Source organism: Martinezella rhizogenes (genome assembly GCF_007002745.1).
Taxonomy (GTDB): domain Bacteria; phylum Pseudomonadota; class Alphaproteobacteria; order Rhizobiales; family Rhizobiaceae; genus Agrobacterium; species Agrobacterium cucumeris.
In genome coordinates this window covers 553,332-566,470 of record NZ_SGNY01000001.1, presented here as the reverse complement: position 1 = coordinate 566,470, position 13,139 = coordinate 553,332, and the positions used below count along the sequence as shown (strand labels likewise).

Here is a 13,139-nt window from a genome sequence, read left to right as displayed (position 1 = left end):
TTCCTTACATGTACGGGTACATCGGGAAACGGTCGGTCAGGCCGACGACCTTTTCACGTACCGCAGCTTCGACCGAGGCGTTGCCCTCGTCCGAATTGGCAACCTTCAGACCATCGAGAACCTCGACGATCAGCTTGCCGATTTCGCGGAATTCCGCTTCCTTGAAACCGCGCGTCGTGCCGGCCGGCGTGCCAAGACGGACACCGGAGGTGACGAAGGGCTTTTCCGGATCGAAAGGAATGCCGTTCTTGTTGCAAGTGATGTAGGCGCGGCCCAGGGCTGCTTCCGCACGCTTGCCGGTGGCGTTCTTCTTGCGAAGATCGACCAGCATCAGGTGGTTGTCGGTGCCGCCGGAGACGACATCCAGACCGCCTTCGATCAGCGTTTCGGCCAGTGCCTTGGCATTCTTGACGACCTGTGCGGCGTAGTCCTTGAATTCCGGCTGCAGCGCTTCACCGAAGGCAACGGCCTTGGCGGCGATGACGTGCATCAGCGGGCCGCCCTGCAGGCCGGGGAATACGGCGGAATTGAACTTCTTGGCCAGATCCTCTTCATTGGTGAGGATCATGCCGCCGCGCGGGCCGCGCAGCGACTTATGCGTCGTCGTGGTGGCGACATGGCAGTGCGGGAACGGCGACGGATGCTGGCCACCGGCAACGAGACCGGCAATGTGGGCCATGTCGACCATGAGGTAAGCACCGACTTCATCGGCGATCTCGCGGAAGCGCTTCCAGTCCCAGATACGGGAATAGGCGGTGCCGCCGGCGAGGATCAGCTTCGGCCGGGTTTCCTTGGCCTTGCGCTCCACTTCGTCCATGTCGAGCAGGTTGTCGCCTTCGCGCACGCCGTAGGACACGACGTTGAACCATTTGCCGGACATGTTGACCGGCGAACCGTGGGTCAGGTGACCTCCCGAGTTCAGGTCGAGACCCATGAAGGTATCACCCGGCTGCAGCAGCGCGAGGAACACGGCCTGGTTCATCTGCGAACCGGAATTCGGCTGGACGTTGGCGAAGTTGACGCCGAACAGCTTCTTGGCGCGCTCGATGGCAAGCTCTTCAGCAATGTCGACGAACTGGCAACCGCCGTAATAACGCTTGCCCGGATAACCTTCGGCATATTTGTTGGTCATGATCGAACCCTGCGCTTCAAGCACGGCGCGGGAAACGATGTTTTCCGAGGCGATCAGTTCGATCTCGTGGCGCTGGCGACCCAGTTCCTTCTCGATCGAGCCGAAAATATCCGGATCAACTTCGGCAAGCGGACGGGAGAAGAAAGCATCTGTGTTCGACATGGTGAAGGCTCCTGAAACAGTAATGCGATGGCGTCTTAGCGTTCCGCCCGGACAAGAGCAATACGAGGTGCGAGATTTGCCCGTCAAAACGCGACGTTGCGACAAAAAACGGCAGCTGTTCTCAGAAAATCGTCAAGAAAAAAGCCGCACCCGAAGATGCGGCCTGTTTTCATCGATAAAAGCGCCGATCAGTTGCGCGGCAGAAGGTCGTCATCAACAGCGCCGGCCGGCTGCTCCATGCCGCTCGTGGTGTTGAGCGCCAGTTCGGCGTTGCCATCCTTTTCATAGATATCGTCGCGGAACTGCACCACGCCGTCCTTCGCCGACCATGCGGTGATGTAGACGAAATAAACCGGCACTTCCTGCGCCAGCTTGATCGGCGTGTTGACGCGGGTGGCGATGACGCGTTCCATTTCCTGACGCGACCAGCCGGGCGTGTCGCGCAGCAGCCAGCTTGTGAGGTCGCGCACATTCTGCACGCGCACGCAACCGGAGGATTCGAAACGCATCAGCTTGTTGAACAGGCCCTGCTGCGGTGTGTCGTGCATATATTCGTTGTTCGGATTGTGGAAGTTGATCTTCGTCGAAGACATGGCGTTGATCTTGCCGGGGTCCTGACGGAACATCAGGTTCGGGGCCTTCGGCGCGAACCAGTCGACCGCGGTCGGCGGCACTTCCTGTCCCTTGCCATCGATGAGGCGGATATTGTTCCGCTCCAGATAGGTCGGGTCCTTCTGCATCAGCGGCACGATATCCTTCTCGATGATCGAGCGCGGCGCGGTCCAGTAGGGATTGAGGATGACCTCGTAAATCTTGGAATTGATGACATGTGTCGGGCGGCTGGCGCGGCCGACGACGGCCGTGTTGCGCAGGACGACGCGTTCATTCTCCACCGCTTCGATGGCGGCGGCCGGAATATTGACCATCAGGTGACGCGGACCGAGATCGCCCGACATGGACTGAATGCGCACAAGGTTGGTCTGCAATTGCGCCAGACGAATCTGGGCCGAAACATTGAGCGCCTTGGTGGTATATTCACCGCTGACACCATCAGCCGGAAGACCATGGCGGGCCTGGAAGCGTTTCAGCGCACCATCGACGTAACTATCGAAGGCGCTGGAAATACCGGCTTCGCGCGGCAGGTCGCCAGACACCATCAGTCGCTGGCGAAGCGCCTGTACGGAGGGGTCAGAGACGCCGATCTGAAGGCGCTGCTGGCTGACGGGCACATCCGGCCAGCCGCCATTCTGGACGATCTGCTGATATTGCATGATCGCCTGCTGCATGTAGACCGGCGCTTCCCGGCCGAGAACCGGATTGTTGGAAACGACGCCGACGGCGGAACGCGACGTATTGGCGTCGAACTGGTCATCCCAGTTGCCGCGGCGTGACGAACCCATGAGGTCGTTCAGCGCATTTTGCGCCAAGGCCGGCGCGGCAAGTGCTGCAACACCAACGGAAACGGCTGAGCGCAGAAGCGCGCGGCGCGATACGGAATCGGAAACGGATTTCTTTGTCATTCTACCTACCAGCCACTCTCTTCGGCATTCTCAACAATGCCTAAATCAATATGATTAACAAACACGTACAACGTGCCTGCCGGCCGGTAATGCTCGAGGCCCAGGGTCTGGGCGCTACAGTCTGGCGGAACAGTCGGGACTTGCCGCGACAGCAGGAGAAACAGCCGGCTCCCTCACCCTTGCCGGTCCCATATCAATATGGCCAATTCGTGTCACGAGCCTTTTCTCACAAAGCTGTGTTGCCTGAAAACAAAGGCGAAGGCTCGGATAAGGCAACGGGCTTGACATGAAAAACAAGCGCCGGCGTTGCACGGAATCCGCAAGCCGGAGGCAAAGCGATGCCCCCGGCTTAAACAGTGAACCCGTCGCGGATATTAGAGACGATAAGCGATCGAGTCGTTCCAGAAGCGATCGAGGCGCTGCAGCAGCTTGTTCATTTCGGAGAACTCGCCGGTGCCGATGCCGCCGACCTTTTCGATCGAGCCGACGTGGCGTTCATAAAGGCGGGCAACCGTTTCGGCGATGGCCTGGCCTTCTTCGGTCAGGCTGATGCGGACCGAGCGGCGGTCGACACGCGAGCGCTGGTGGTTGATGAGACCGAGGTCGACCAGCTTCTTGACGTTGTAGGAAACGTTCGAGCCGAGGTAATAACCGCGGGAACGAAGTTCACCGGCCGTCAATTCGGAATTGCCGATGTTGAACAGCAGCAGAGCCTGTACGGCGTTGACGTCATCACGACCCTGACGATCGAACTCGTCCTTGATGACATCGAGGAGGCGGCGGTGGAGACGTTCCACCAGATGCAGCGACTCCATGTAGAGCGAACGGATGGTATCTTCGTGTGCGTCGGCAACAACGGCCTGCGGCTTAACTTTGCTATTGATCATGACTGCCTCACTGTTTTGTTTGGCGGTGTGTTTGTTTGTCTCCCGCCTTGAGTGAGAACCTAATCAATGCGCATAAAATTCTACTTAAAAGCTACGATTAACAAATGGTTACCTGCATTTTCCCAGGAGGACCCAACTTGTGGCGAAGCGGGAATGGTCAGAGGCCACGCATTATAAATCAATGACTTAGAGATAAAAAACGGCCTGAAAACAGGCCGCATTGCTTTATTCTTATGGTAAATCAATTCTTGCGCGTTCTTCATTCTGGCGGTGATCCAGCCAGAAAGCGACCAGAAATAGTATATAAATGGTTGCCACGAGACCGTGCATGACGGGTACCAGCGTGTTGGCGCCGAAGATATGTGGCCATACCTTATACATGGCGATCTGCGCACCCGCGCCCATGACCCACATGACCGCGCCCCAGGAGGCGCCAAGCCAGAGACCAAGGGCCGCAACCGGGAAAATAACCGCCAGTGCACTGCCCGCCACCCGCCAGGGCAGGTTCAGCATATCGAACCGCCCCTGCCCGCCCAGCGAGTACCCCGTGAGCATTGCCCAATATTGCAGGCCGAACCAGAAACAGGAGACCGCGACCAGCCTCATGAAGACCAGAAAGAGGATTTCCGTAAGCGGACGCTTCGGCAGAGGTTGAGAATCAGGTTCCATGGCCGGAAGATACGGTCTCGACGGGCGGGCGACCAGCCCATATTGAATCCGGTGGTCTACCTTGTCAAAGCATCGCTTCCCGGCAAGGCAGGCAAGAGGGAAAGCCAGGGCGACATTGTCGCATTCGCACGGCGCATGCTTCATGTTATGCAGCTTGCGAAATTTGACCGAAGGACATTCTGACATGCAGGACAAAACGCATCTGGTCGACGAGATCACCGGCCATCGCCGCATGCGGCGCAATCGCAAGGCGGATTGGACGCGCCGTCTGGTGCAGGAGAACCGCCTGACCGTCGACGATCTCATCTGGCCGGTCTTCATCGTACCCGGCAGCAATATCCTCGATCCCATTCCGGCGATGCCCGGCGTCAACCGCATGAGTATCGACAAGCTCGTCGAAGCGGCGAAGGAAGCCGCCGACCTCGGCATTCCGGCAATCGCCACCTTCCCGAATATCGAGATGGATCTGCGTGACGAGACCGGCTCTAATGCGCTCGAGGCCAACAATCTCATCAATCAGGCGACGATCGCGGTCAAAAAAGCCGTTCCAAATATCGGCATGATCACCGATGTCGCGCTCGACCCCTTCACCAGCCACGGGCATGACGGCATTCTGCGCGGCGACGAGATCGTCAATGACGAGACGGTCGATCAGGTCGTCAGGGCGGCGATCCTGCAGGCCGAGGCCGGTTCGGACATTATCTCTCCGTCTGAGATGATGGATGGCCGCATCGGCGCTATTCGTCGCGGTCTTGATGCCGCCGGGCACCAGAATGTCGGCATCATGGCTTACGCAACGAAATTCGCCTCCGGCTATTATGGCCCCTATCGCGAGGCCATCTCCACGGCCGGCCTGCTGAAGGGCGACAAGAATAGCTATTACATCAGCCCTGCCAACGGCATGGAAGCGATCCGTGATGCGGCGCTCGATGTGGAGGAAGGCGCGGATATGCTGATGGTCAAACCCGGCCTGCCCTATCTCGACATCTGCTGGCGGCTGAAGGAGAATTTTGGGCTGCCGACTTTCGCCTATCAGGTGTCCGGCGAATATACCCAGATCAAGGCGGCGGCCATGAATGGCTGGATCGACGGCGAACGGGTGATGATGGAAACACTTCTCTGTTTCAAGCGCGCAGGCTGCGATGGCATCTTGAGCTATTTCGCCATCGAGGCTGCACGCAAACTCGCAAAGGGCTGACGGCCACCTCTTATTGTATTCGGTCGTTTTCTTCCCATATTGTCTGCTGACACGGCATATAAGCCGCGCTGTCAGACCTTTTCAGGAGAAAACGAAAGATGAGCCTCGACCAGAACCCCACTTATGCCGCACCGGACGACTGGCGCGCCTATAGCGGCGTCCTGAGCCGGCGCGTCTTCGCGTTCCTGATCGATTATGCGATCGTTCTGCTGCTTTGCATTCCGGCCGCCGTGATTGTCTTCTTTCTCGGCGTGATCACGCTGGGTCTCGGCTTTTTCCTCTACCCGGCGCTGTTCGTCATCGTCGCGGTGCTTTATTTCGGCGTATCGCTCGGCGGTCCCTCGCAGGCCACACCCGGCATGCGGGCGATGGGCATCGCCATGGCGCGCATGGATGGACGGCGAATCGATTTTCTGCTGGCGACCGTGCACATCGTGCTGTTCTGGGTCATCAACTCGGTTCTGACGCCTTTGATTCTTCTGGCAGGCCTGTTTACCGAGCGCTCGCGCCTCGTTCACGACTTCCTGCTCGGCACCGTCATGGTCAGGACACGCTGATATCGCATGAAGCCACGAAAACGTGCCTTTTAAAGGCGGTAAATACCTCATCCCGCAGTTGACGTTTTCCGTCATTTTGCCATTCTGTGACATTATGCATGTCGCTTGAAGCGCCGCCGCCAACCCCGTGAAATCGCGGCGCGCTTTCATAACAGACGCAGGAGGCGATCACGGTTCGATGAACACGCAGGCGACGCCCTCCCCCCAATTCTATCTTACGGCGCCGGCCACCTGCCCCTATCTGCCGAACCAGATGGAGCGGAAGGTCTTTACGCATCTGGTTGGCCCGCGCGCCTCGGAAATGAACGACCTTCTGACCCAGGGCGGCTTCAGGCGTTCGCAAAACATCGCCTATCGCCCGGCCTGCGAAAACTGCCGCGCCTGCGTTTCCGTGCGTATCCTGACCGAGCAGTTCCAGCCGACGAAATCGATGCGACGCGTGTTGTCCATCAACAAGGATGTCGTCGCCACCGTTCACGCCGCCGAACCTTCCACCGAGCAGTTCTCCCTGTTCCGCCGTTATCTGGATCACCGCCACCAGTCTGGCGGCATGTCCGACATGTCGGCGCTGGACTATGCGATCATGGTCGAAGACACGCATGTGAACACCCGCATCATCGAATACCGCGTGCGCGAACCGGGCTCCGGCATTGATTCCAGCAAACGCGGCGAGTTGCTGGCCGTGGCGCTCAGTGACGTGATGAGCGACGGCCTGTCGATGGTCTATTCCTTCTTTAATCCCGATCTCGAAAAGCGCTCGCTCGGCACCTTCATGATCATCGATCACATCACCCGCACCCGCGGGCTTGGCCTGCCGCATGTCTATCTCGGCTACTGGGTCGATGGTTCGGAAAAGATGGGCTACAAGACCCGCTACCACCCGCAGGAACATCTGACGCCGCGCGGGTGGGAGGTTTACGAGCCAGACCCCGTTTGAGCGCAGTGTTGCAACTCCGTTGCAACAACGCCTCAGCAATGTTATAACGCCGTTATAACATGGAGTATCTAGCTATGAACGTGACGGTGCGCAGAATCGGTAATTCCGAAGGCATCATTATCCCCAAGGAAGTTCTGGAGCGCATGGGCGTTAAGGCAGGCGACACGCTTGACCTCGACGAAAGCAACGGTGAGCTGCGTGTGCGCGTTGCAGACGAAGCCTTCGCACGTCAACTAGAACATGCACGCGTCTTCATGGATAAATACAAGGTAGCCTTGAAGAAACTCGCTGAATGACCGAGTTTATTTTCCTGGACGTCAAGACCGTCAAGCAGCTTCACAAAATGCAAATCGATAATTTCGGGGGCATTCACGGGCTGCGTGACGAAGGCATGCTGGATTCGGCTTTAAACCGACCCATCAACAAAGCTGACTATGGCTGCGGCCACGTTTGCGATCTCGCAGCGGCCTATCTTTTTGGACTGGCGAGAAATCATGCGTTTCTCGATGGCAATAAGCGGATCGCTATCGTGACCGCCGGTATTTTCCTGATGGAAAACGGCTTCATGATCCAAACGGAAGAAGCACATCTCTACCAATTCGTTATGGCCGTCGCTTCTGGAGAGATCGATGAGGATGGCGTGAGCCGGTTCCTCAAAGATCATATCGTCCCATACCCGTAACTCTTACCCGCCAAATTTCCCGCTACGTGGAAAACCCTTCGGCACGGTGCGGCCAACGGTGGCACGGTCGGCCAGCCATTCGCGCAGTTCTTCACCCACCTTGTTGAAGAGACGCCCGGCCGTGTCGGACCAGGACAAGCCTTCGGCAAGCGCGAAACATTTAACGTCGACAACGCCGCCATCCTTATAGCGCTGCAGGCGCACGCCCTTGCCGCGCGACATTTCCGGCACTTGCGACAGCGGGAAGGCCAACAGCTTGCGGTTTTCGCCAACGACAGCGACATGATCACCCGTCACCGGCACCGCGAGCTTGGCTTCGTCAGGCATGGAGACATTCATGATCTGCTTGCCCTTGCGGGTATTTGCGACCATTTCGCTTTCCGCCACGATGAAACCGTTGCCAGCGGTGGAGACGAGCAACAGCTTGCGTGAGGGATCATGGACGAAGGCGGTCAGGATGTCCTGATCGTTCTCCATGTCGACCATGATGCGGATCGGCTCGCCATGGCCGCGCCCACCCGGCAGCTTGTCGGCGCCGAGCGTATAGGCCTTGCCGCCGGTGGTCAAAAGCAGCAGCTTGTCGGTGGTCTGCGCCGGGAAGGCAAGCTTCGGGCCGTCGCCTTCCTTGAAGGTCAGGGTCGACGTATCGGACATGTGGCCCTTCAACGCCCTGATCCAGCCCTTCTGCGAAATGACGATGGTGACCGGTTCCTTTTCGATCATCGCCTGCTGGATGGCCTCGATATCGGCATCCGGCGCATCCGCGAACTGCGTGCGGCGACGGCCGATCTCGGTTGCCTTGGCATATTTCTTTTTGACCTCGCCGATTTCCCAGGCGACGGTCTGCCACTGCTTGTCGTCGGAGGCGAGCAGACCTTCGATTTCGGCCTTCTCGCTGCTGAGTTCATCGAACTCCTTGCGGATTTCGAATTCCTCGAGCTTGCGCAGATTGCGCAGCCGCATGTTGAGAATGGCTTCGGCCTGGTTGTCGGTGAGTGACCACTTGGCCATCATCACCTGTTTCGGCTCGTCCTCCTCGCGGATGATGCGGATCACCTCATCCAGATTGAGATAGGCGACCAGCAGGCCGCCCAGAATCTCGAGCCTGCGATCGATGGCGGCCAGACGGTGGCGGGAGCGGCGGACCAGCACGTCCTTGCGGTGCGCCAGCCATTCGCTCAGCACCTCGTTCAGCGCCATGACCTTCGGCACCTTGCCAAGCGACAGCACGTTCATATTGAGCGGCAGGCGGCTTTCGAGGTCGGACAGGCGGAACAGCGATTCCATCAGGAGCGTCGCATCGACGGTGCGGTTCTTCGGCACCAGCACGATGCGCACGTCTTCGGCGGATTCGTCGCGAACATCTTCCAGCAGCGGCAGCTTGCGGGCGAGCAGAAGCTCGGCGATCTTTTCGATCAGCCGCGATTTCTGCACCTGGAAGGGAATTTCGGTGATGACGATCTGGTAACCGCCGCGACCGAGATCTTCCGTTTCCCATTTGGCGCGCACACGAAAACCGCCGCGGCCGGTCTTGTAGGCATCGAGAATATTCTCGCGGCTTTCGATGATCACGCCACCCGTGGGCAGATCGGGGCCGGGAATGAACTCCACCAGCTTTTCGACCGTCGCATCGGGATGCTTGATGAGATACAGCGCCGCATCGCAAAGTTCGTGGGCATTGTGCGGCGGGATCGATGTCGCCATGCCCACGGCAATGCCAGAGGCACCATTGGCCAGAAGATTCGGGAAAGCACCCGGCAGGACCACCGGTTCCTCGTCTTCCTCATTATAGGTGGCGCGGAAATCCACCGCGTCCTCGCCAATGCCTTCCAGCAGCAATGCCGCCACATCGGTCATGCGCGCTTCGGTGTAACGATAGGCGGCGGCGCCGTCGCCATCGATGTTGCCGAAATTGCCCTGCCCGTCGACGATCGGATAACGCTGCGAGAAATCCTGCGCGAGGCGCACCAGCGCATCATAAACCGACTGGTCGCCATGCGGGTGGAACTTACCGATGACATCACCGACGATACGGGCGCATTTCTTGAAGGCCGAGTTGGGACGAATGCCCATTTCGCTCATGGCGTGAATGATGCGGCGGTGAACCGGCTTCAGGCCGTCACGCACATCCGGCAGCGCACGATGCATGATCGTGGACAAGGCGTAAGCGAGGTAGCGCTCTTCAAGCGCCGCCTTCAAATCGACCGGATGAATGTTATCGTCTCCGCCAGACGGAGGTACAAGATTTTTTCCCATGGTGCTTGACTAGCGGAAATGCCGATTCCCGGCAAGAAATTCAGGGGTCTGCCCTGTGGATGAAAACACCTCTTTCGTGAGGTTTTTTGTTAACCGCGATCTAAATGCCGCAATGCCGCCGTCATGGGAATCGATCTAAATTCTGTAGACCTTTGAATAATCGTGAATATAAGTATCACCATTAGCATTCTGACAGGGTGCACATCCGTACGTTGAGGGAAGAAACATCATGAGATTGAAATCCACCCGGCAGGTTCTTTTCGCGAGTGCCGCGCTTCTTACGCTTTCGGCACCGGCTTTTGCGCTGGACGGCGGGGATGTGCTGAAGAAGATCAATGCAGCCTACGCCGCCCAGGGCGGTGAGATCGCCGCCGGCTCGGTTGCCGTAAACGGCTCGACGGTGACGCTGAACAGCGTGACCTTCAACGCAGCCGCCGATCCCGCCAAGAAAATCCCGGTCGGCAACATCACGCTTGAAGGCGTCGAGGAAAACAACGGCGGTTACACGATCAAGAACGCCCGTTTCGACAATATCGACTACAAGCAGGAAAACGTGGAGATCAAGGCAAGCGACATCTACATGTCGGGCCTCGTCATTCCCGCCGATGCGACCACGGGCACCGTGGATGCGCTGATGTTCTATGACGAAGCACATAGCGGCCCGGTTTCGGTTTCCATCGATGGCAAGCCGGCTTTCTCGCTTGAGGAAAGCACCGCGACGATGTCGGTCAGCGATGACAAGGCCTCGATCGGTTTCGAACTTGATGCATCCGGCTTCAAGGCCGATCTCAGCGAAGTCACCGACCCGGCCACGAAGGACGCGATCGAGAAGCTCGAACTCAAGGCCCTTTCCGGCGACATGACCATGAGCGGCAGCTGGGAAGTTGCCTCCGGCACCGTTGATGTCGAGGAATATGCCATCAACCTCGACAATGTCGGCCGCCTCAACATGTCGTTCGGCTTCTCCGGCTACACGCTTGCCTTCATCAAGTCGATGCAGGAGACGGTGAAGGCGCAGGCCGCCAATCCGAACAAGGAACAGGCAGACCAGGCAGCCAGCCTTGCCATGCTCGGCCTGATGCAGCAGCTTTCCTTCGTCAATGCCGAGATCAGCTTCGAGGACGCCAGCATCACCAAGCGCGCCATCGATTACACGGCAAGCCAGCAGGGCATGACGAGCGACCAGCTCGCCCAGACCATCAAGGGCATGGCCCCGATCATGATGGCCTCGCTCAACGTACCGGAATTGCAGAACATGGTGTCGACGGCGATCAACACCTATATCGACAATCCGAAGAACTTCTCGATCACCGCAGAGCCGGAAAAGCCGGTTCCGTTCCCGATGATCATGGGCGCTGCGATGGGCGCACCGAACACCCTGCCGAAAATGCTCGGCGTGACGGTGACGGCAAACGAATAAACAAAAAAGCCCCGGTTCTGCCGGGGCTTTTTATTTGTACTCAATGCAGCGGGGCTGCTGCCGCACCCTGCTTGTCGTGCAGGGCGAAACGGTCGATCATGTGGGCGCTTGCCTCATTGACGCCGATCACCTCGACCCGCTTGCCGACCTTACGGAATTTCAGGACCACCTTGTCCAGCGCGCCGACTGCGGAGATATCCCACAGATGCGCCTCCGAGACATCAATCGTCACCGCCTCCACCTCTTCGGCAAAATCAAAGGCGGCGATGAAGCTTTCCGTCGAAGCGAAGAAAATCTGGCCGTCAACGCGATAGATCCGCTCGCGGCCATCGGCTGAAAGCTCAGGTCTGACGTGGAAAAGCTTGGAAACCTTGCCCGCGAAAAACACGCCGGAAAGAAGCACGCCCGCCAGCACACCCTTTGCAAGGTCATGGGTGGCGAGCACCGTGCCGACGGTTACCAGCATGACGATGCTTGACGATGGCGGGTTGCGGCGCAGATCAAGGATCGAACGCCACGAGAAGGTGCCGATGGACACCATGATCATGACAGCCACCAGAGCCGCCATGGGAATGATGCGCACGAGATCATCCAGCACCAGAATGAGGAACAGCAGGAACGCACCCGCGACGAAAGTGGACAAGCGGCCGCGACCGCCGGAGCTGACATTGATGACGGACTGGCCGATCATGGCGCAGCCGCCCATGCCGCCGATGAGGGCAGATGCGATATTGCTCGTCCCCTGCCCGATGCATTCCTGGCTCTTGTTGCTGCCCGTATCCGTCATGTCGTCGACGATCTGGGCCGTCAGCAGCGATTCCAGCAGGCCAACGGCGGCGAGCGCCACGGAGTAGGGAAAGATGATCTGCAACGTTTCGAAGGTCAGCGGCACCTGCGGCAATGCAAAGATCGGCAATGTCGACGGCAACTCACCGAGATCGCCGACCGTGCGGATGTCCATGCCGGAGAACACCACCACGCAGGTCAAGGCAACTATGGCGACCAGCGGTGATGGAATGATCTTCGTGACCAGCGGAAAGAGATAGATGATCGCAAGACCGGCGGCGATCATGACATAGGTTTCAACCGGCACGCCGGTCAGTTCGGGCAATTGCGCCATGAAGATCAGGATCGCCAGTGCATTGACGAAACCGGTCATGACAGAGCGTGACACGAAACGCATCACCCGGCCGAGTTTCGCAAAACCCGCCGCGATCTGCAGCACGCCCATGAGAATGGTGGCGGCAAAGAGATATTGCAGGCCGTGCTCCTTGACGAGCGTGACCATCAGCACGGCTGTGGCTGCGGTTGCCGCCGAAATCATGCCCGGCCGGCCGCCGGTGAAGGCGGAAACGCAGGCGATGGCGAAGGAGGCAAACAGCCCCACTTTGGGATCGACACCGGCAATGACGGAAAAGCCGATGGCTTCGGGAATGAGGGCGAGCGCCACGACGATACCTGAAAGAAGATCGCCGCGAATATTGGAAAACCACTCACGTCTGTAAGTCTGAAATCTGTTCATCTGATTTTTTCGCAAAGAATGACGCACCGGCCGGAGCCATGTCCGGTAGATTGAAAAGGAATGTCGGTGCTTTGCGTTGTCTGGCGGATCGGCGGCCAGAAGAGCCACCCGGGATTTCACCGGGTCCGTGGTGAGTACCCCACCTATAAACAGCAAAAAAGCGGGCGGCAAGTTGCGCGCCCGCTTTTCGATGCAGC

Annotated in this window: 12 protein-coding genes and 1 other annotated feature; of the genes, 6 read left to right on the top strand and 6 right to left on the bottom strand. The window is 58.4% G+C overall.

Features of this window, described 5'->3' with window-relative positions; genetic code table 11:
- Window positions 1–4: 4 nt before the first annotated feature.
- From glyA to EXN68_RS02835, 4 genes are all read right to left on the bottom strand, one after another.
- Window positions 5–1,294: a serine hydroxymethyltransferase gene (glyA, locus tag EXN68_RS02855; protein WP_142839549.1), complete on the bottom strand. Its 1,290-nt coding sequence runs from the start codon at window positions 1,292–1,294 to the stop codon at window positions 5–7.
- 188 nt (window positions 1,295–1,482) lie between these two features.
- Window positions 1,483–2,814, bottom strand: coding sequence for a L,D-transpeptidase family protein (locus EXN68_RS02845; protein ID WP_142839547.1), 1,332 nt, complete (start codon window positions 2,812–2,814; stop codon window positions 1,483–1,485).
- Between the two features lie 374 nt (window positions 2,815–3,188).
- Window positions 3,189–3,698 carry a transcriptional regulator LdtR gene (gene ldtR / locus EXN68_RS02840; RefSeq protein ID WP_169539083.1) on the bottom strand — a complete coding sequence of 170 codons (510 nt, stop codon included), beginning with the start codon at window positions 3,696–3,698 and terminating at the stop codon, window positions 3,189–3,191.
- Window positions 3,699–3,932: 234 nt separating this feature from the next.
- On the bottom strand, window positions 3,933–4,370 hold the full coding sequence (locus tag EXN68_RS02835) for a DUF6163 family protein (protein WP_046798867.1): 438 nt from the start codon (window positions 4,368–4,370) through the stop codon (window positions 3,933–3,935).
- Window positions 4,371–4,554: 184 nt separating this feature from the next.
- Here EXN68_RS02835 and hemB point away from each other — a divergent pair, with 184 nt between their 5' ends.
- The 5 genes from hemB (at window position 4,555) to EXN68_RS02805 (ending at window position 7,744) form a co-directional block, all read left to right on the top strand.
- On the top strand, window positions 4,555–5,568 hold the full coding sequence (hemB, locus tag EXN68_RS02830; protein WP_046798866.1) for a porphobilinogen synthase: 1,014 nt from the start codon (window positions 4,555–4,557) through the stop codon (window positions 5,566–5,568).
- A 98-nt stretch (window positions 5,569–5,666) separates the two neighbouring features.
- Window positions 5,667–6,125 carry an RDD family protein gene (locus EXN68_RS02825; RefSeq protein WP_046798865.1) on the top strand — a complete coding sequence of 153 codons (459 nt, stop codon included), beginning with the start codon at window positions 5,667–5,669 and terminating at the stop codon, window positions 6,123–6,125.
- A 178-nt stretch (window positions 6,126–6,303) separates the two neighbouring features.
- A complete protein-coding gene (locus EXN68_RS02815) occupies window positions 6,304–7,062 on the top strand; it encodes an arginyltransferase (protein ID WP_142839545.1) in 759 nt (252 codons plus the stop codon).
- A gap of 74 nt (window positions 7,063–7,136) precedes the next feature.
- The gene (locus tag EXN68_RS02810; protein ID WP_142839544.1) at window positions 7,137–7,358 is read left to right on the top strand and encodes an AbrB/MazE/SpoVT family DNA-binding domain-containing protein; all 222 of its coding nucleotides are present in this window, start codon (window positions 7,137–7,139) and stop codon (window positions 7,356–7,358) included.
- Window positions 7,355–7,744 carry a type II toxin-antitoxin system death-on-curing family toxin gene (locus EXN68_RS02805; protein WP_142839543.1) on the top strand — a complete coding sequence of 130 codons (390 nt, stop codon included), beginning with the start codon at window positions 7,355–7,357 and terminating at the stop codon, window positions 7,742–7,744. The genes EXN68_RS02810 and EXN68_RS02805 overlap by 4 nt, the downstream gene beginning before the upstream one ends.
- Before the next feature lie 3 nt (window positions 7,745–7,747).
- Here EXN68_RS02805 and parC read toward each other — a convergent pair whose 3' ends face one another.
- The gene (gene parC / locus EXN68_RS02800) at window positions 7,748–10,000 is read right to left on the bottom strand and encodes a DNA topoisomerase IV subunit A (RefSeq protein WP_142839542.1); all 2,253 of its coding nucleotides are present in this window, start codon (window positions 9,998–10,000) and stop codon (window positions 7,748–7,750) included.
- A gap of 229 nt (window positions 10,001–10,229) precedes the next feature.
- Between parC and EXN68_RS02795 the strand changes: the two genes are divergently transcribed.
- The gene (locus EXN68_RS02795) at window positions 10,230–11,420 is read left to right on the top strand and encodes a hypothetical protein (protein WP_142839541.1); all 1,191 of its coding nucleotides are present in this window, start codon (window positions 10,230–10,232) and stop codon (window positions 11,418–11,420) included.
- A gap of 40 nt (window positions 11,421–11,460) precedes the next feature.
- On the opposite strand, the gene EXN68_RS02790 is transcribed toward EXN68_RS02795, so the two are convergent.
- Window positions 11,461–12,942: a SulP family inorganic anion transporter gene (locus EXN68_RS02790; RefSeq protein WP_142839540.1), complete on the bottom strand. Its 1,482-nt coding sequence runs from the start codon at window positions 12,940–12,942 to the stop codon at window positions 11,461–11,463.
- A gap of 74 nt (window positions 12,943–13,016) precedes the next feature.
- Window positions 13,017–13,072: a sequence feature (sul1 is cis-regulatory element that is thought to sense ions involved in sulfur or methionine metabolism; They are found in Alphaproteobacteria), on the bottom strand.
- Window positions 13,073–13,139 lie beyond the last annotated feature (67 nt).

Excerpts from the sequence above, each read along its gene's own strand:
- glyA (WP_142839549.1), bottom strand. The coding sequence starts at position 1,294 with ATGTCGAACACAGATGCTTTCTTCTCCCGTCCGCTTGCCGAAGTTGAT.
- EXN68_RS02805 (WP_142839543.1), top strand. The coding sequence starts at position 7,355 with ATGACCGAGTTTATTTTCCTGGACGTCAAGACCGTCAAGCAGCTTCAC.
- EXN68_RS02790 (WP_142839540.1), bottom strand. The coding sequence starts at position 12,942 with ATGAACAGATTTCAGACTTACAGACGTGAGTGGTTTTCCAATATTCGC.
- EXN68_RS02845 (WP_142839547.1), bottom strand. The coding sequence starts at position 2,814 with ATGACAAAGAAATCCGTTTCCGATTCCGTATCGCGCCGCGCGCTTCTG.
- hemB (WP_046798866.1), top strand. The coding sequence starts at position 4,555 with ATGCAGGACAAAACGCATCTGGTCGACGAGATCACCGGCCATCGCCGC.
- EXN68_RS02795 (WP_142839541.1), top strand. The coding sequence starts at position 10,230 with ATGAGATTGAAATCCACCCGGCAGGTTCTTTTCGCGAGTGCCGCGCTT.
- EXN68_RS02835 (WP_046798867.1), bottom strand. The coding sequence starts at position 4,370 with ATGGAACCTGATTCTCAACCTCTGCCGAAGCGTCCGCTTACGGAAATC.
- EXN68_RS02815 (WP_142839545.1), top strand. The coding sequence starts at position 6,304 with ATGAACACGCAGGCGACGCCCTCCCCCCAATTCTATCTTACGGCGCCG.
- EXN68_RS02810 (WP_142839544.1), top strand. The coding sequence starts at position 7,137 with ATGAACGTGACGGTGCGCAGAATCGGTAATTCCGAAGGCATCATTATC.
- parC (WP_142839542.1), bottom strand. The coding sequence starts at position 10,000 with ATGGGAAAAAATCTTGTACCTCCGTCTGGCGGAGACGATAACATTCAT.
- EXN68_RS02825 (WP_046798865.1), top strand. The coding sequence starts at position 5,667 with ATGAGCCTCGACCAGAACCCCACTTATGCCGCACCGGACGACTGGCGC.